Annotated in this window: 18 protein-coding genes; 7 read left to right on the forward strand and 11 right to left on the reverse strand. The window is 65.6% G+C overall.

What is annotated here, in order from left to right; all coding sequences use genetic code 11:
* The 3 genes from smc to VDP82_RS03765 all read right to left on the reverse strand — a co-directional run.
* A partial coding sequence (gene smc / locus VDP82_RS03755) for a chromosome segregation protein SMC (protein ID WP_323013502.1) occupies positions 1–3,313 on the reverse strand: 3,313 nt, incomplete at its 3' end.
* Between the two features lie 39 nt (positions 3,314–3,352).
* Positions 3,353–4,027, reverse strand: coding sequence for a thioredoxin domain-containing protein (locus VDP82_RS03760; protein ID WP_323013503.1), 675 nt, complete (start codon positions 4,025–4,027; stop codon positions 3,353–3,355).
* A gap of 113 nt (positions 4,028–4,140) precedes the next feature.
* Positions 4,141–4,647, reverse strand: a complete 507-nt coding sequence (locus VDP82_RS03765) for a DciA family protein (protein WP_323013504.1) — start codon at positions 4,645–4,647, stop codon at positions 4,141–4,143.
* 60 nt (positions 4,648–4,707) lie between these two features.
* Between VDP82_RS03765 and VDP82_RS03770 the strand changes: the two genes are divergently transcribed.
* The 4 genes from VDP82_RS03770 to VDP82_RS03785 all read left to right on the forward strand — a co-directional run bounded on the left by VDP82_RS03770 (position 4,708) and on the right by VDP82_RS03785 (position 6,857).
* Complete coding sequence (locus VDP82_RS03770; RefSeq protein WP_416347072.1) at positions 4,708–5,760, forward strand: A/G-specific adenine glycosylase; 1,053 nt, start codon at positions 4,708–4,710, stop codon at positions 5,758–5,760.
* 203 nt (positions 5,761–5,963) lie between these two features.
* Entirely contained in the window at positions 5,964–6,170 is a 207-nt protein-coding gene (locus VDP82_RS03775; RefSeq protein ID WP_323013505.1) for a cold-shock protein, read from the forward strand.
* A gap of 55 nt (positions 6,171–6,225) precedes the next feature.
* A complete protein-coding gene (locus VDP82_RS03780; protein WP_323013506.1) occupies positions 6,226–6,480 on the forward strand; it encodes a hypothetical protein in 255 nt (84 codons plus the stop codon).
* Positions 6,481–6,632: 152 nt separating this feature from the next.
* A complete protein-coding gene (locus VDP82_RS03785; protein WP_323013507.1) occupies positions 6,633–6,857 on the forward strand; it encodes a hypothetical protein in 225 nt (74 codons plus the stop codon).
* Between the two features lie 176 nt (positions 6,858–7,033).
* On the opposite strand, the gene VDP82_RS03790 is transcribed toward VDP82_RS03785, so the two are convergent.
* The 3 genes from VDP82_RS03790 to VDP82_RS03800 all read right to left on the reverse strand — a co-directional run bounded on the left by VDP82_RS03790 (position 7,034) and on the right by VDP82_RS03800 (position 9,244).
* Positions 7,034–8,167, reverse strand: a complete 1,134-nt coding sequence (locus VDP82_RS03790) for a site-specific DNA-methyltransferase (protein ID WP_323013508.1) — start codon at positions 8,165–8,167, stop codon at positions 7,034–7,036.
* An 84-nt stretch (positions 8,168–8,251) separates the two neighbouring features.
* Positions 8,252–8,890, reverse strand: coding sequence for a ribonuclease HII (locus tag VDP82_RS03795; RefSeq protein WP_323013509.1), 639 nt, complete (start codon positions 8,888–8,890; stop codon positions 8,252–8,254).
* Positions 8,891–9,244 carry a DUF4180 domain-containing protein gene (locus VDP82_RS03800; RefSeq protein ID WP_323013510.1) on the reverse strand — a complete coding sequence of 118 codons (354 nt, stop codon included), beginning with the start codon at positions 9,242–9,244 and terminating at the stop codon, positions 8,891–8,893.
* A 69-nt stretch (positions 9,245–9,313) separates the two neighbouring features.
* Between VDP82_RS03800 and VDP82_RS03805 the strand changes: the two genes are divergently transcribed.
* The gene (locus VDP82_RS03805; protein WP_323013511.1) at positions 9,314–9,901 is read left to right on the forward strand and encodes a hypothetical protein; all 588 of its coding nucleotides are present in this window, start codon (positions 9,314–9,316) and stop codon (positions 9,899–9,901) included.
* A 3-nt stretch (positions 9,902–9,904) separates the two neighbouring features.
* Here VDP82_RS03805 and VDP82_RS03810 read toward each other — a convergent pair whose 3' ends face one another.
* On the reverse strand, positions 9,905–11,053 hold the full coding sequence (locus VDP82_RS03810) for a PA0069 family radical SAM protein (RefSeq protein ID WP_323013512.1): 1,149 nt from the start codon (positions 11,051–11,053) through the stop codon (positions 9,905–9,907).
* A gap of 265 nt (positions 11,054–11,318) precedes the next feature.
* Between VDP82_RS03810 and VDP82_RS03815 the strand changes: the two genes are divergently transcribed.
* The gene (locus VDP82_RS03815) at positions 11,319–12,809 is read left to right on the forward strand and encodes an MDR family MFS transporter (protein WP_323013513.1); all 1,491 of its coding nucleotides are present in this window, start codon (positions 11,319–11,321) and stop codon (positions 12,807–12,809) included.
* Here the strand turns inward: VDP82_RS03815 and VDP82_RS03820 are convergent.
* The 4 genes from VDP82_RS03820 to VDP82_RS03835 all read right to left on the reverse strand — a co-directional run bounded on the left by VDP82_RS03820 (position 12,806) and on the right by VDP82_RS03835 (position 16,469).
* Positions 12,806–13,702: an aminoglycoside phosphotransferase family protein gene (locus VDP82_RS03820; protein WP_323013514.1), complete on the reverse strand. Its 897-nt coding sequence runs from the start codon at positions 13,700–13,702 to the stop codon at positions 12,806–12,808. The genes VDP82_RS03815 and VDP82_RS03820 overlap by 4 nt on opposite strands.
* Positions 13,702–14,238, reverse strand: coding sequence for a molybdenum cofactor biosynthesis protein B (gene moaB, locus VDP82_RS03825; protein WP_323013515.1), 537 nt, complete (start codon positions 14,236–14,238; stop codon positions 13,702–13,704). Before moaB ends, VDP82_RS03820 begins: the two co-directional genes overlap by 1 nt.
* Positions 14,216–15,541, reverse strand: a complete 1,326-nt coding sequence (locus VDP82_RS03830; RefSeq protein ID WP_323013516.1) for an MFS transporter — start codon at positions 15,539–15,541, stop codon at positions 14,216–14,218. Before VDP82_RS03830 ends, moaB begins: the two co-directional genes overlap by 23 nt.
* Before the next feature lie 118 nt (positions 15,542–15,659).
* Positions 15,660–16,469, reverse strand: a complete 810-nt coding sequence (locus tag VDP82_RS03835) for a uracil-DNA glycosylase (RefSeq protein ID WP_323013517.1) — start codon at positions 16,467–16,469, stop codon at positions 15,660–15,662.
* A gap of 68 nt (positions 16,470–16,537) precedes the next feature.
* On the opposite strand from VDP82_RS03835, the gene VDP82_RS03840 reads away from it, so the two are divergent.
* A partial coding sequence (locus VDP82_RS03840; RefSeq protein ID WP_323013518.1) for an NAD(P)/FAD-dependent oxidoreductase occupies positions 16,538–17,440 on the forward strand: 903 nt, incomplete at its 3' end.

Genomic DNA, 17,440 nt, shown 5'->3' on the forward strand with positions numbered 1-17,440 from the left:
TATTGGTGCGCTGGCGCATGCTGTCGAGCAGATTGCAGAAGCGCTCGACATTGGCATCGTCCAGCGGGGCATCGACCTCATCGAGCACGCAGATGGGCGCGGGATTGGTCAGGAAGACCGCAAAGATCAGGCTCATGGCGGTCAGCGCCTGTTCGCCGCCCGACAGCAGCGTCATGGTCTGCGGTTTCTTGCCCGGCGGGCGGGCGATGATCTCCAGGCCCGCTTCCAGCGGATCGTCGCTTTCCACGAAGCTCAATTCGGCCGTGCCGCCGCCGAAAAGCGAGGTGAACAGCTCCTGGAAGAAGCCGTTGACCTTGACGAAAGCCTCGTTGAGCCGGGCGCGGCCCTCCCGGTTGAGCGAGGCGATGCCGGTGCGCAATTTGGCGATGGCCTCGATCAGGTCGTCCTTGTCCTTGACCATGAGGTCGAGCTTTTCCTGAACCTCGACCGCTTCGCGCTCGGCGGACAGATTGACCCCGCCCAGCCGCTCGCGCTCGGCCTTGAGGCGGTCGAGCTTCTGCTCGGTGGCCGCTTCGGGCGGCAGCGCCTCTTCGGGGCGGATGCCGGAGGCTTCCAGCGTCTTGCCGGCCGGAATGCCCAGGGATTCCTCGATCTGCCGCTCGATCTGCTGGCGCTGGGCGATAAAACCCTTGCCGCGCTCCTCGATGCGGGTGAGCTCGATCCGCGCATCCGATAGGGTGTCGCTGGCGGTCTTGAGGGCGCGGTCGGCTTCGCGCCAGGCGGTCTGGGCGGCATTGAGCGTGTCGCCGGCCTCGCGATGTTCGCGCCGGGCCTGCTCGATCCGCTCCTCCAGCTCGGCGCGGCGCGCGACAAAATCGTCCGGCGTGGCGCTGACATCGGCCAGTTGCGCCGAAACTTCGGCCTGCCGCTGCTCGAGGGTGCCGAGCTGGGTCATGGCGCCGTAGCGGCGGCGCTGCCAGCTCTGCGCATCGCGGGCGAGCTGGGCGAGGCGGCTGTCGCGCATGCGCGCCGCGGCTTCAAAACTGCCCAGCCGGAGCCGGGCCTGCTCGGCCTGCTGGCGCGTTTGAGTGAGCGCGGCCTGCAAGGCTCCAACGGCGCGGGCGGCTTCTTGCTCCGGTCCGGCCTCGACGAGAGCCTTGCCAGCCTCGTCATGACTGGCTTCGGCTTCGGCCAGGCTGGCGGCGAGGCGGGCCTGGGCCTCGGCCAGGGCGGATTGCCGGGCGACGCGCTCGCCCTGGGCGCGCTGGGCCTTGTCGAGCTCGGCCTGGGCCGCACCGATGCCATGTTGGGCGGTGCGCCAGCCTTCGCGCCTGCTGCGCTCGTCCTGGCGGGCGGCGTCGAGGACGGCGGCAAGTGCTTCCACCTCCCGCTTCCAGCCATTGCGCTCGCCCTTGGCGCGGGCAATGTCCTCGTCCAGCTCGGCCAGCCGGTTGCGTTGGGCGAGGCGCTGGGCGGCGGCGCTGGGCGCATCGGCGGCGGCGACGAACCCGTCCCAGCGCCAAAGCGCGCCCTCCAGCGTCACCAGCCGCTGGCCTGGCTTGAGCGCATGCATGAGGCCGGGGCCGTCGGCGGCATCGATGAGCCCGATCTGGTCGAGTCGGCGCTTGAGCTGGCGGCTGCCGGTGACATGGCGGCTGAGGGGCTCGGCCCCCTGCGGCAGGGCGGGATCGTCGCTATGGTCGACCGGCACCGACCAATGGGCCGGCGCGCCGGCATCGGAGCTGGCTTCCAGATCGTCGCCCAAAGCCGCGCCCAGCGCGGTTTCATAGCCCGGCGCCACGCGCAGTTCGTCGGCGATGGCGGGCCACAGGCTGGCCCCGACATTGAGCATTTTCGCCAGCGTCGCCGCCTCGGCCTCGAGCCGGTTGAGCGCCGCCTCGATATCGGCAAGGCGCGGGCGGGCGGCGTCGAGTTTTGCCTGGGCGGCGGCGGTGGCCTCTTCGGCGGCAAGGGCGGCCTGCTCGGCGCTGGCAGCACGGGCCTGGGCCTCGGCCAGCGCCGCGCTGCGGCCAGCAAGGGTTTCGTCGGCGGCAAGGCTGGCGGCGAGCGTTTCGGCTTCGTGCTCGACCTCGGCCAGTTGCCGGGCAAGACGCTGGCGGCGCTCGGCGGCCTCGGTCAGATTGCGCTGGGCCTGCGCTTGGCGGGCGCGCAATTGCGCCAGCGCATCCGCGGCGGCGCGGGCCTCGGTCTCGGCGGCGGCGACGGCGCGGCTGGCCGTCTCCGCCTCACCGCGCGCCCGGTTGAAATCGGCCTGCGCCGCTTCGCCCTCGGCGCGCAATTGGGTTTCTTCCTCACCATAGGCGGCAAGGGTCGCGTCAGCCTCGGCTACCAGCTCGCGTTCGCGCCCCCCATCGGCGGTCAATTGTTTTATGCGGTCTTCCAGCTCGGCGCGGCGCTGGCCCATGCGGCGCGCTTCCTCGGCCAGTTGCTCGGCCAGGATGGTATAGCGCTGCAACACCGCCCCGGTGACAGCTTCGCGCTCGCGCAGGGGAGCCAGAGCGGCGTCGGCGGCTTCGAGCTTTTTCTGCGCGACGAGTTCGAGATGGGTGGCTTCGGCCAGTTGCCGCACCAGCACGGCCTGCTGCGCCTCGGTGTCCTTTTCGGCGAAGCGGGCCGCCACCCAGCGGATATGATAAAGCGTCGCCTCGGTCCGCCTGATATCGCCCGAAAGCCCGCGATAGCGCGTGGCCAGCCGTGCCTGGCGCTTGAGGGTTTCGAGCTGGGCCTCGACCTGGGCGATGATGTCGTCGACCCGTTCGAGATTGGCTTCGGCCCCGCGCAGGCGCAATTCGGCCTCATGGCGGCGCGAATGCAGACCGGAAATGCCCGCCGCTTCTTCGAGCAAAGCCCGGCGGGCGGTGGGGCGTGCGGCGATCAGCTCGCCGATCTGGCCCTGCCGCACCATGGCGGGCGAATGGGCGCCGGTGGAGGCATCGGCAAAGAGCAATTGCACGTCGCGCGCGCGCACTTCCCGGCCATTGATGCGGTAGACCGAGCCGGCTTCGCGCTCGATGCGGCGGGTGACTTCCAGGAGGTCGGCGGTGTTGAAGGCCGCCGGAGCGGTGCGCTCGGAATTGTCGAGGACGAGGGTGACTTCGGCCGAATTGCGGCCCGGGCGGTTGCCCGAGCCGGAAAAGATCACATCGTCCATGCCCGAGGCGCGCATGGCCTTGTAGGAGCTTTCGCCCATGACCCAGCGCATGGCCTCGACCAGATTGGACTTGCCGCATCCATTGGGGCCGACAATGCCGGTCAGCCCCGGCTCCATGACGAGCACCATCTCGTCACAGAAGGATTTGAAGCCGTGCAGCCTGAGGCGATTGAACTTCATGGCGCCGCTCTTGGGCAGGCGGCGCCGATGGGAAGGGGCTTACTCAGCGGCGGGCGCGACGAAATCGGCCGGCACCAGCGGATCGATTTCCGCTGCCAGCTCCTCGAGCGTCTTGTCACCAACCAGCGTCTTGCCATTGACATAGAAAGTGGGCGTCCCCGTCAGGCCGAAATCATTGATCGCCTGCTCCCTGAGCGCCTGTATCGCGGTCCACAATTCCTGATTCGTCAATGCGGCGTCGAAACTTTCCCGGGTAAAGCCGAGTTGCTTGGCGACATCGAAAAGGGCGTCGAGCGGCGTCGAGGACACGGCCCAGACATTCTGCGCCTTGAAATAGGCCTGTAGCACCTCGTGGTAGTTTTCCGGACCGGAAGCATCGGCCAGTACGAATATCGCCGCATCCTGCGCGAAGCGCATGAAGGGGCGGATGATGAGCCTGACCTTGCCGGTATCGACATATTTTTCGATGAAGCTGGGCAGCACGTTGACGGCGAAAGCGGCGCAATGCGGGCAAGTAGGTGCCGCATATTCGATCACGGTCACAGGTGCGTTCTCATTGCCCATGACGTGATCGACATAGCCCGCTGCCGGCGCCATCAGCTTGGCCGTGTCGACCATGGCGCCTTCGGCCGCATTGGCGGCGGAGACCCCGCACAGGCCCAGGGCCGAGGCGGCGGCAGCCAGAATAAGGGTGTCTCTGCGGGTAAAGTTCACGGCTAACGCTCCTGATAATGATGTGCGCGACACTACACGGGGGGATTGTGGGGGCAAGGGGGCAGGCCGATCAAGCTGCGGTGAACGCTGGCCTTTGCTCTGAAATTCCGCTCCTATCGCCCCGATCTGCCGGCCAGCGCATGGCCCAGGGCCCGCAACGCCTCCCGCAGATTTTCATCTTCCACACCGGCCACCTGGGCCCCGACCTTCGCTACTGTGCTCTGGCTCGGTTGCGGCCTTTTTTCTTCTCTTTCGCCTGAACCGGGGCTGAACGGCTCGGCCGAAAGCCGCACCGTCTCCACCAGCAGAAAGCCGAAATAGCGATTGATCGCGGCGGTGATGCGCGGCCCTTCATGGCTGATGGCCAGGGCATAGCCCGGTGCGCAGCGCAGCACCAGCACCGCCCCTTCGGCCCGCTTTTCTCCGCGCGGCCAGATCAGCTTGTCGGGGATGGCGACGCGATCGTAAGGGGCGGGGGCCATGACATGCCAATGAGCCAGAATATCCCGGCTGGCAAAGCCGCGCTTCTTCAATACCGGATCGAGCGCGCCGGAAAGCGCGTCGGCGACGCTCAGCGTCCTGTTGCGGCGTTTGGGCTCGGGCAGGTCATTCTTGGCCATGCGTTCAACTATCCTGCGAAACCCTGTTCAAACAAGAGGGGGCGGGCTAAGCGGAGAGCCATGCCGCTTGCCGATCTCCATCCAATCGATTCCGCCGCCGTCCTGGCCTGGTATGACGACCACGCCCGCGAGCTGCCCTGGCGCATTTCGCCGGCGGAGCGCAAACGGGGCGTCAGTCCCGACCCCTATCGCGTCTGGCTGAGCGAAGTGATGCTGCAACAGACCACCGTGGCGGCGGTGAAGGCATATTTCCTGCGCTTCACCCATCTCTGGCCGCGCGTCGAGGATCTGGCGGCGGCACCGCTCGATGCGGTGCTGCGCGAATGGGCGGGCTTGGGCTATTACGCCAGGGCGCGAAACCTGCATGCCTGTGCCCAGGCGGTGGTACGCGAGCATGGCGGCGTCTTTCCCCGGAGCGCGGCGGGCTTGGCTGCGCTTCCGGGCATCGGCGCCTATACCAGCGCTGCCATCGCCGCCATCTGCTTCGATGAAAAAATCGCCGTGCTCGACGGCAATCTCGACCGGGTGCTGGCGCGCTATTGTGCGCTGGAGGTGCCGGTGCGTGAGGCCAAGGACGACTTGCGCGCCGCCCTTCAGGCCTGCGTGCCGGAACGGGCTGGGGATTTCGCGCAAGCCATGATGGATTTGGGCGCCACCATCTGTGCGCCGCGCAATGCCTCCTGCCTCATCTGCCCTTTGCAGCCCGGCTGTGTTGTGGAGCGGGAGGGCGATCCGCTGCTCTATCCCATCAAGCCGGAAAAGACGGAAAAGCCGGTGCGGCGGGGCCATGCCTATGTAATGACCGATGCCGAAGGCGACGTCTATCTGCAAAGCCGTCCGCACAAGGGGCTGCTTGCGGGAATGACCGAAGTGCCGACCTCGGAATGGACAACGGATGCTGGCGAGCCGGTCTATCCCCTGGCCGCAGCGTGGCGCCATCGTGGCCAGGTGGTGCATGTCTTCACCCATTTCCGGCTGGAACTGGACGTGTGGTCCGCAGTCGTTGCGCCGGATGGGCTGGAAAGCGGCTGGTGGAGCGAGCCGATTGCGCTCAAGGGCGAGGCCCTGCCGACGCTGTTCCGAAAGGTGCTGGCGCAGGCGGGGTTGGGGTAGAGGCGCTCGCCTTGACATTACCGCAATTGACCTAGATGTTATGCGGATACGTTTTCTGCCCCTGTCGGCAATCTGACCTTCCCGGCTCGCCGGTTGATTGGCTTTCCTTCCGAACTGCAAACGTTTTTAGGCCCCTGTAGCACGCTGCGCAGGGGAAACCTGCTCGTTTGCTATGCTTCGAGCTTATCTGAAAGGGCGCCAAAATGATTACCGGCACCGTAAAGTTCTATAATTCCACCAAAGGCTTCGGCTTTATCACCCCCGACCAGGGCGGCCAGGATGCCTTCGTGCATGTTTCCGCGCTGGAGCGCGCCGGTATTTCCGGCCTCGGCGATGGCGACAAGGTCACCTACGACCTCGAAAAGGGCCGCGATGGCCGTGAATCCGCCGTCAACGTGCAACTGGCCTAAGCCGTCTTGGTGAGGGCGCATGATTGCGCCCTCCTATCTCGGTAAGGAGCCTGCCATGACGCACCATTATAAAGTCGGTCAGATGCTGAACTTGCGTTCGGCGCCGAGGCATAGCAACCGGCCCTCCGGCTTGTGCGAAGTCATCTCCTGCCTGCCCCATGACGCGGGTCCGTTGCTCTATCGGGTGAAATCCCTGAACGAGAACGTCGAGCGCGTGGTGGAAGAAACCGACCTTTCTGCCAGCACCGCGCAAAAAGCGGCCTATCAGACCAGCGAGCCGGTTCTGAGCATCGCCATCAGTAAGCGATAACCCCATTCCGGGACGGGCCCCGCGCCCGGCCAAACACCGTTCGTGCTGCGCCAAAACGGCCGCAGCCGATAGGGGCAATTTGTCTTCGGCGCCTGCCCTCATGGGCGAGCCGCGCCGGGCGAAGCCCCAAACTTCCTATAAGAAAGAAACATATGAACACCCATATTCTCGACGCGCCAGGTGAGCTTTTCCTTGGTAGCGACGTCGCCACCGCGCTGGCCCAAGGCCCGCGCCGCTTCCGTACCGCCGCCAAGGCGGTGCGCTTCGCCATGGAACACGCTGCGCCGGTCAGCCTACGGGGCGCCATGCTCAAAATCGGAGGCCAAACCCTCGGCCCCTCCCAGATCAGGCGCCTGCACGCCAGCTTGCAGGCATAATAAATCCCATCATCACGATGTCCTGATCGTTGCCGCCAAGCTGGACGGCATCGTGCCTCCGGCCTTCGTGGGCAAAGCCGACTTTTTCATAAAGGGCGATAGCGGCGCAAACAAAAAGGCCGCCGGGGGTGCCGGCGGCCAGTTAAAGAGCCTGAGACGTGATTTGGAGGTCAGGATCAGGCAGAAAGCAAATCAAGTTTTGCGCGGATATCGCTGCGCAGGTCATCGATAGGCGCCATGCGCCCGTTTTGTTCGTGATGCCAGAAGGTCCACCCGTTGCATGCCTCGGAACCCTGGACCAGCGCGCCGACCTTGTGGATGGAGCCCTGGTGCCGGCCCGAGACGAGCGAGCCGTCTGCACGAACCATAGCCGAATAACGCCGGCCGGCGTCGAAAAGTTGCGCGCCCGGTTCGATCAGGCCCTGCTCGACCAGCGAGCCGAAGGGAATGCGCGCTTCCTTGCGCTTGGGTGTGGTCGATTGCACCGCCTCGGTCATGCCGGGGCGGATAGCGGCGATGCGCTTGAGCGCGGCATTGATATAGGGCTGCTCGCGCTCGATGCCGATGAAATGCCGGCCCAGCTTGCGCGCCACCGCGCCGGTGGTGCCGGTGCCGAAGAAGGGGTCGAGCACCACGTCGCCCGGACGGGTGGTGGCGTTGAGGATGCGGAAGAGCAGCGCCTCGGGCTTTTGCGTGGGATGGATTTTTTCGTCATCGGCGCCCTTGAGCCGCTCGGCCCCGGTGCAGATGGGAAAGAGCCAGTCCGAGCGCATCTGCGTGTCGTCATTGGCCAGCTTCATGGCCTCGTAGTTGAAGGTGACGCGGCTTTTCTGGCTTTTGGCGGCCCAGATCAGGGTTTCGTGGGCATTGGTGAAGCGCGTGCCGCGAAAATTCGGCATCGGATTGGCCTTGCGCCAGACGATGTCGTTGAGCATCCAGAAATCGAGATCCTGCAACGCCGTGCCGACCCGGAAGATATTGTGATAGGAGCCGATGACCCAGAGCGCGCCATCGGGCTTGAGCACCCGCCGCGCCGCCTTGAGCCAGGCATGGGTGAAGGCGTCGTAATGGGCAAAGCTCTCGAACTTGTCCCATTCGTCATCCACCGCATCGACCTTGGACTGGTCGGGACGGGTGAGGCCCTGATCGAGCTGAAGATTATAGGGCGGATCGGCAAAGACCAGATCGACCGAGCCGGCCGGAAGGGCGTTCATGTGGTCGATGCAATCGCCCACCAGAATCGTGTCGATCGGGAGGCGGGACGCCTCCTCCGCAATGGCTGGCTCAGCCCTACGCGCGGTCCGCAACATCTACTTAACCCTAACGCATCACTAACCCTGCCTTTGTAGCCCGCCAGGGTTAATGGCTCGTTTTTTCATAGGGTTAGCGGAAGGTTAAGAGCCCTCCGTCGCAGCGCGCAGCACGGCAGCCACCGGTGCGAAACCGGCACGATGATGGCGGCTGGCGCCATGCAGGGTCAGCGCCTCGATATGCAGGGCCGTACCATAGCCCTTGTGGCCGGCAAAGCCGAACTGGGGTGTGTCGCAGTCCATGATCGCGCACATGCGGTCGCGCATCACCTTGGCGACGATGGAGGCGGCGGCCACCGACAGGCTGAGCCCGTCGCCGCCGATCAGCGCATGGCCGGGGCAGGGCAGGCCGGGAGGGACATCGCGCCCGTCGATCAGCGCCGCTCCGGGCGCGCGGGAGAGGCTATGCGCCGCCTCGGCCATGCCCCAGAGCGTGGCGCCCCTTATGTTGCGGGCGAGGATGAGCGCCGGCGGCACCGCCACCACGGAAACGGCCATGGCGCTGGTCATGACGGCGGCGAAAAGGCTTTCGCGCCGGGCCGGGCTGAGCTTCTTGGAATCGTTGAGCCCCGCAGGCAGCGCCGCCGGGTCGAGCACAACGGCCGCGACCACCACCGGACCAGCCAGCGGTCCGCGCCCGGCCTCGTCTATGCCGGCGACGATGCCATGCCCGCGCGCCATCAGCGCTTCTTCATGGCTGAAATCGGGGGACGGAGAAAGCATTCAGAGACGAGCCTTGAGAGCGGCCATGTCGGGAACAAAGAGATGATGGCCGCGACGGTTGGTTTCAGAGACGAAATCATGCAGCGACGTGCTGGCGGCGACGGCCGCTCCGATATCGCCCAGGACCACGAGACGCTGGTTATAATTTTGCAACTTCTGGAAAAAGATGCCGGCAATGCCACTTCTGAGCTCGAGAAATTCTGGAGAAAAGCGCGCCACGGGCACCACGGTCAGGTCGGCCTCGGCGCCAAAGCCCTCGCCCACCAGGTCCGCGGCGTCCCGGTCGCTGGACAGCAGAGGGCCTTCTGCGTCCACCTCGAGCAGGGTGAGGCCGTTGTAAACGCTGATTTTCATTCCGCCTCCATTTTTTCTTTGCGGCTGCTATACATCGCCCGCTGGGGGCTCCAGCGGAAAGCAGACCCGATGATCGCCAGATTTGGCATCGCCTTCATGTTTCTCGTCGTCGCTACGTCGCCGGGGGCGGCAGAACCGTTCCATCATCCCTTCGGGGAGTGGCGGGAATATAACCGCGACTGGCTCGCCGCCTGTCCCGACGCCATCGATGAGGATGCCGCTGATTATTACGGCTTTGCCTGTTTTGCCAGCACCGGCAGCGCCGAATTGAATGCCGCCGGCCAGCCCGCCTATAAGCTCACCCTGATCCATAACCGGCTGACCGGAGGTCGCGATGTAGCCCTGACCGTGGCCGCCAATGGCGCCCTCGTGGATGAAAAGCGCCCCTTGCTGATGACTTTCGGGAACACAAAGCCGGAACGCTTCGATTTTCCTGCCGATCTGGAAACCCGCTACACTGCGGCCAATCAATATTTCATCGCCGATCCCGCGCGCAGCGCCGCCGTGCTGGCGGCGATGGTGGAGCGCAATGCCGTGACCCTCTCCATTCCCATGCAAGGGGAAGCGGCTCCGCGCATCGTGCGCCTGTCGCTGCGCGGCGTGTCCGCCTCGCTCGATTTCATGGCCACCTATGCACGGCGCGTGGCGCAATATTGAGCGCTAGAACAAGCTCAATTGCCGGCTTTCGATGCGGGGCGGCACGAAGAGATCGGTGCGCAGCCCCGGCAGCCTGGTGAGAAGGCCGTAGCGCTCGCAGGCCTTGTCGAAACGCTGCCGCAGCAGGGTGGCATAGGGGCCTTCCCCGGTCATGCGCGTTCCCCAGCGGGGATCGTTGCCGCCGCCGCCGCGCGTATCGCGCACCAGCGCCAGCACATGTCGCACCCGATCGGGGAAATGCCGCAGCAGCCATTCGCGGAAAATATCGCGCACCTCGCCGGGCAGGCGCAGAAGGATCATGGAGGCGCCGACCGCGCCCTGCGCCTTGGCCGCGTCCAGAATGCGCTCCAGCTCCATGTCGTTGATCGCCGGAATCATCGGCGAGGCGAAGACCGAGACGGGCACGCCGGCCTCGCTCAGCAGCCTTATGGCCTCCAGCCGCCGCGCCGGTGAGGAGGCGCGCGGCTCCATCTTGCGGCTGAGCTTGTGATCCATGGAGGTCATGGAAATGGCGACCTTGACCAGCCCTTCCCCGGCCAGCGCCCCAAGCAGATCGAGATCGCGGCAGATCAGCGCCGATTTGGTGGTGATCATCACCGGATGGTGCGTTTCCAGCATGACTTCCAGAATGCCGCGCGTCAGGCGGTGCTTGCGTTCGGCTGGCTGGTAGGGGTCGGTATTGGTGCCCATGGCAATGGGCTTGGGGCGATAGGTCTTCGCGGCCAGCTCGGCGCGCAGCGCCTCCGCCGCATTGGCCTTCACATAGATGTCGCGTTCGAACTCTATGCCGGCCGAATGGCCGAGAAAGGCGTGGCTTGGCCGCGCGAAGCAATAGGAGCAGCCATGCTCACAGCCGCGATAGGCGTTGATCGAGCGTTCGAAAGGAATGTCGGGGCTGTCATTGCTGGTGATGATGGTGCGGGCGCGCTCGACATGCTCGACGGTTTCGAAAAGCGGCAGGGGCTCGACATTGTCCCAGCCGTCATCGAAATTTTCCCGCCGGTGACGCTCGAAGCGACCGCTTTGGTTGGACTGTGCCCCGCGCCCGCGAATGCGGTCGGGGCTGAGCAGCTCGCGCCGCGCCAGATCGGCGTCCCGGCTACGGCTGAGCCGGTCCAGCGCTTCGAAGGAAGGCAACTGTGTCAGGGCCATGTCTCATCTCCGGACGGGGGCAGCGGCGGAATCAGCTTGCCGAGCCTCAATGAAAATGTAGCAATTGAATGAGAACATAACAAGAACATTGGCGGCGAAATTGTGAGTGGACGGCGGGGCCGGAAAGCTCTAGAGAGGCGAGCCCGATTTTTGCCGGGGCCAATGAGCCCCGCCCGACGAGCTGCTGACCTCTTTCGTCACCCCGATCTGCTGTAACGCCTCGCAAAGGGGTGGCTTTTCCGTTTTCCGGCCCGAGGACGACACCATGACCGACCATGCACCGACATTCGACGCCGTCCAGGCGGCGGCCCCCGCCAATAGCGGTGATGCCGCGCGCAACCGGCTGGTCATCGCGCTGTTGCTCGTGTCCACCTTCGTGGTGTTCCTCAACGAAACCGTGATGAGCGTCGCCATTCCGCATCTGATGGCCGACCTGGGCGTGACGGCAAGCGCAGCCCAATGGCTGACCACCGCCTTCCTGCTCACCATGGCGGTGGTGATTCCCATTACCGGCTTCCTGCTGCAACGGCTCAATACGCGGCCGATATTTCTTCTGGCCATGTCCATCTTCACGCTGGGCACGCTGATCTGCGCCATTGCGCCGGGGCTGGAGGTGCTGATTGCAGGTCGAGTGGTTCAGGCCGTGGGCACCGCCATCATGATGCCGCTGCTGATGACAACGGTGATGACCCTGGTGCCGCCCGAAAGCCGGGGCACCACCATGGGCAATATTTCCATCGTCATGTCCGTGGCGCCCGCGGTTGGCCCCACCATCGGCGGGTTCATCCTGGCGCATCTGGAATGGCGCTGGATGTTCATCCTCGTGCTGCCCATCGCTATCGGTGCGCTGCTGCTGGGCTGGCGCCGCATCCAGAACGTCTCGACGCCGCGCTATGCCCCGCTCGATCTGGTCTCGGTCATCCTCTCGGCCCTGGCCTTTGGCGGGCTGGTCTATGGCCTTTCCAGCTTCGGCGAGGAAGTCGCCCATGCCAATGCGGCCTCGCCGGTTCCAGCCTGGATGATTGTCATCGTCGGCGTGATCGGCATGGTGCTGTTCGTCTGGCGTCAGCTCGGCCTGCAGGAAAGGGACCGGGCGCTGCTCGACCTGCGCGTCTTCCGTTCGCGCAACTACACCATCGCCGTGAGCATGATGCTGGTGGCGATGATGACGCTTCTGGGCACCATCATCCTGCTGCCGATCTATACGCAGAACGTTGTGGGGCTCGATACCTTGCAGACCGGGCTGCTGATGCTGCCTGGCGGGCTGGTGATGGGGCTGATGGGGCCGCTGGTCGGCCGGCTCTACGACCGGCTCGGACCCACCGTGCTGGCCGTGCCCGGCACGCTGCTGGTGACGCTGGTGATGGGCGGGCTGACCATGGTGGGCCAGCAGACGCCGGTCTGGATGCTGCTGGCCGGCCATGTGGTGCTCAGCATCGGCCTGGCGCTGGTCTTCACGCCAGTCTTCACCGCTTCCATGGGCTCGGTGCGCAAGGAGCTTTATTCCCATGCCAGCGCCGTGCTCGGCTCGGTGCAGCAACTGGCCGGCGCCGCCGGCATTGCGCTTTTCGTGGCGGTGATGACCATCCAGTCCGCCGCCCTTGCCGGAACCGGGCTCGATCCGGTGTCAGCGCTGGCGGGCGGCATTCGCCTGGCCTTCAGCGTGGGGGCGGTGCTTTCGGTGTTCATGATCCTGGCGGCGCTGATGATCCGCCGGCCCCCGCCCGGCGATCCGGCAATTGTCTCCGCTCACTAAGGCCGGGCCAGTCCCCGACGCTCGGCAATCAGCGCCTCGATAACCAATAAGGGCGGCTGCTCTTCGGGGTGGCTGCCCTGATCCTTCGCGGCCATCAGGGCCGCCTTCCACAGGGCCCAGCCGCGCGCCCGCGCCCAGGTGGCGGCGTCATGGGGCAGGGCACTGCGAAAGGCGACGCGGCCCGGCCCATCCAGAAACAGCCAGGCGATCACCAGATCGCAGGCTGGATCGCCCGTTCCGCAACTGCCGAAATCGATGACCGCCGACAGTCGCCCTTCACGCACCAGCAGATTGCCCACGGCGATGTCGCCATGAACCCAGACAGGGGATCCGGTCCAGCGGCTGGCCAGCGCCTCCCGCCAGACGGCGAGCGCCGCCGGCCCGTCGATGCGGCCGCCCAAGGCAGCGATGCTGCGCTGGGCTTCGGCGTCATAGACGGCCAGGTCGCCGCCCCGATGGAAATTATGGGTTCCCGCTGGCGGGCCCTGGCGCGCATCGACCCGTTGCAGGGCAGACAGAAACAGGCCCAGATCACGCCCGAAGCCCGCCATGTCGGCGATCCGCTCGCGGCTGGCGGTCTCGCCCGCGATCCAGCTCTGGACCGACCAGGACCAGGCGAAATCGGCGTCCGGCCGGCCGATGCCGAGCGGCTCCGGTATGGGCAGGGGAAGCGATCGCGCCAGAAGGGGCAGATGGCGGTTTTCCTTTTCCACCTGCGCTGCATAGCGCTCGGCGCTGGGCAGGCGGATCTTCATCGCCGGGCCAAGATGAAAGGTGTGATTGTCCCAGCCGCTCCGCGCTACGGGGGTTACGGGCAGATGCGCCCAGCGCGGAAACTGCCGCGCCACCATGCGGGCGACTTTGGGCGCGTCGACAAGGATGCGGTCGCCCATCAGCGCTCGGTGAGCCTGGGCATGATCTCGACGAAATTGCAGGGCTTGTGCCGATAATCGAGCTGCTGGCTCAAAATGCCCTCCCAGGCATCGCGGCAGGCGCCGCGCGAGCCGGGCAGGCAGAAGATGAATGTGCTGCCGGCAAGGCCCGCCGTGGCGCGCGATTGCAACGAACTGGTGCCCACCGTGGTGGCCGAATATTGATGGAAGAGCACGGAAAAGCCTTCCATGCGCTTGTCGAACAAGGGCTCGACCGCTTCGGGGGTGACATCGCGCCCCGAAAAGCCGGTGCCCCCTGTGGTCAGCACCACATTGACTTCCGGGTCGGCGATATAGCTCTGCACCGCCTTGCGGATGAGCTGGATGTCGTCGGGCACGACCTGGCGACCGGCGCAGCTATGGCCGTCAGCCTCCAGCAGCGATTGCAGCAGCGCCCCGCTGGTGTCGGTTTCGAGCGTGCGGCTGTCGGAAACCGTGATTACCGCAATGGCGAGCGGCACGAAGGCGCGGTCGTCAAACCGGGCGGTCTTGAACATCATCGGTCTCCTCAGGTGGCATTGCCAGCTCGTCTGGCACCGCAGGCTCTTCCGATGCCAGCGGATAGGCCTCGCTTTCGGCGCGCGGGTCGAGCTCGATAGTTTCGGGCGTGTCGGGCTTGCCGGTGACCATGGGGCGGAACGGGGCTCGTTCGGTGGCGTCCTTGCTCTTTCTAGCGCGCATCCGCAGGAACGCTGTAAGCGCCAAGGCGCCATGGAAGGAGGCGGTGACGGTGAACAATCCCACCGGCGACCATGCCCCCATGATGAACGAAGCCAGCGCCGGACCGATCGCCAGTCCGATGCCCATGGTCATCAGCATGCCTCCGGCGATCTTGGCGAATTCGCCGTCGCGGGCAAAGTCGTTGGCATGGGCCACGGCCACGGCATAAAGCGGATTGGCGGCAAAGCCATAGGCTGCGAACAACACGAACATCACCCAGTTGGGCCCGGGATTGATGAGCACGGTGAGCGCGCCGATAAAGGCGGCGAAACTGGCCAGTCCGATGAGCACCAGGCGCCGGTCGATGCGGTCGGACAGGCGCCCGAAGGGAATCTGCGCAGTCGCGCCCAGCGTGGCGGCGAGCGCGAACAGCAGGGCAATGCCGCTCGAATCCAGCCCCTGGGCGTGACCATAGACCGGGGCCATGGTGCCGAAGGCGCCATTGGCCATGCCGCAGGAAAAGGCGGCAATCGCCGCGACCGGCGAGGTGCGGTAGAGCAGGCCGATATCGAGCTTGGCCGAGGCCAGCGGGCGCGGCTGCGGGCTGGAGGTGAGCGCGGTGGGCAGCACCGCGCAGATGAAGCTGATGGCCCCGACCACGAAGGGAATGTAGCCGGCCGTGCCGGTGACCGACATGGCGATCTGTCCCATGGTGGAAGAGGCCATGTTGATGGTGACATAGATCGAGAAGATGGTGCCGCGGCTCTTGTTTTCGGCCACTTCGTTGAGCCAGCTTTCCACGATCATCGCCGCGCCGGCGAAGCAGAAGCCCGACAGCGAGCGCAGTATGATCCAGCTGATATCGTTGACCAGCAGCAGGTTGAGCAGAATGGTGATGGTGCCGATGGCCGCCATCACCGAGAAGGCGCGAATATGGCCGACCTTGCGCACCACCAGCGGCACGGTAACCGAGCCGGCGACGAATCCCACCGACCAGCCGGTGCCGATCAGGCCCAGCGCCAGCATGGAAAAGCCTTCCTCCGCCCCGCGCACGGAAAGCAGCAGGCCTTGCAGGCCGCCGCCGAACATCAGCAGCGCCGAGCCGAGGAAAAGAGCATAGATCTTGATGACTGAGGCCATGTCGCTTCCACTGCCGGGAAAAACGGAACGCGTGCAAATCACATGGGTTCGACAATAACGCGACGTTTCGCAATTGGCAGGGGCCATTGGCGATAAAAGGCAATTTTGAGCCGATCGGCTAGTCGAGCCCCAGTTCGGACCGCTTGAGCTTGAGCGCCAGCAGGTCGCGCCAAGCCTGCTGCTTGGCGGCGGGGTTGCGCAGCAGATAGGCCGGATGCAGCGTCGGGATGGCATCGACCTGGTGATTGCCGATGGCCAGGCTCTGCCACTTGCCGCGCATCTTGATGATGCCGGCAGTGGTGTTGAAAATGGTCTGCATCGCCGGCCCGCCCAGCGTCATCACGAGGCGCGGCGCCACCAGTTCCACCTGACGGTGCAGGAAAGGCAGGCAGAGCGCCATTTCCTCAGGCGTAGGGGTGCGGTTGCCCGGCGGGCGCCAGGGTACGGTATTGGCGATATAAACCAGGCTCCGGTCGAGCCCGATGGCGGCCAGCATGCGGTCGAGTAATTGGCCCGATCGGCCCACGAAGGGCTTGCCCTGCCGGTCCTCCTCGGCGCCGGGGGCCTCCCCGATCAGCATGATTTTGGCCTCCGGATTGCCATCGGCGAAGCAGAGCCGGGTGGCGCGCAGCTTGAGTCCGCATCCATCATAGGTTTCGAGGATGGTCCGCAGCTCATCGAGCGTCTGGGCCGAGGCGGCCAGCCCGCGCGCCTCGGCTGGATCGCCTCCCAGCGGCAGGGTGGGTGGCGGGGCGGCTTGCCGCTCCTGCGCACTGGCCGTCATCGCGGGAGCCGGGCCGCGCGGCGGTGGCCGTTGAGCGAAGCGGTCGATGGGCTCTTCGCCCACGGCGACATCGACGCCGGCCGCCCGATACCAGTCGAGGGCGGCGAGCATTTCCTCGTGATTTAGCGGTCGCGTTTCAGCCATGATCTCTGTTATGTCACAACCCGTTTGGCGCGGCCAGCCGCGCGGCAGGAACGGTGAGGCATTCCTTTATGGCAGAGGCCGGTGCGCGCGAAACCCTCTCGACGGATGTCGTGATCGTCGGTGCGGGTCCGGCCGGCCTTGCCGCGGCCATTCGCATCAAGCAGCGCCATCCCGAAATCGCCGTTACCGTTGTGGAAAAGGCCGCCGAGCTGGGCGGGCACATTCTGTCCGGCGCGGTGATGGATCCGGTGGGGCTCGATGCGCTTATTCCCGACTGGCGGCTCAAGGGCGCTCCTGTCGGCCCGGAAGTGACGCGCGACACCTATCATTACCTGACGACCCGGGGCGATTTCGCCCTGCCGCATTTTCTGCTGCCGCCCCAGCTCAGGACACCCGATGCCGTCATCGTCAGCCTGGGCAATCTGGTGAGCTGGCTCGGTGAGCAGGCGAGCGCGCTGGGCGTCGATATCTTCCCCATGACGGCTGCCGTCGACGTGCTGGGCGGAGACGGCGGGCCGGTGCGCGGCATCATCACCGGCGATCTGGGGCGCGACCGCGCCGGCAATCCCAAGCCCGGCTTTGCAGAAGGCATTGCGCTGGAAGCCAAATATACGCTCCTCGCCGAGGGCGCGCGCGGATCGCTGGCCAGGAAGGTGATCGACCGGCACGGCCTTGCCCGCGAGCCGCAGAAATATGGGCTGGGCATCAAGGAAATCTGGCAGATTGCCGAGGATCGCCACCAGCCGGGCCGGGTCGATCACTATCTGGGCTATCCGCTTGGCAACGACATGGCCGGGGGCGGCTTCGCCTATCATGCGGCCGATCGCCAGCTCTATCTGGGGCTGGTGACCTATCTCGACTATACCGACCCTACCGTCTCGCCCTTTGATGAGTTCCAGCGCTTCAAGACCCATCCATCCATCGCGCCGCTGCTCGAAGGAGCTGCGCGCATTTCCTATGGCGCGCGCGCG

This window comes from Devosia sp., from assembly GCF_034675085.1.
Taxonomy (GTDB): Bacteria; Pseudomonadota; Alphaproteobacteria; order Rhizobiales; family Devosiaceae; genus Devosia.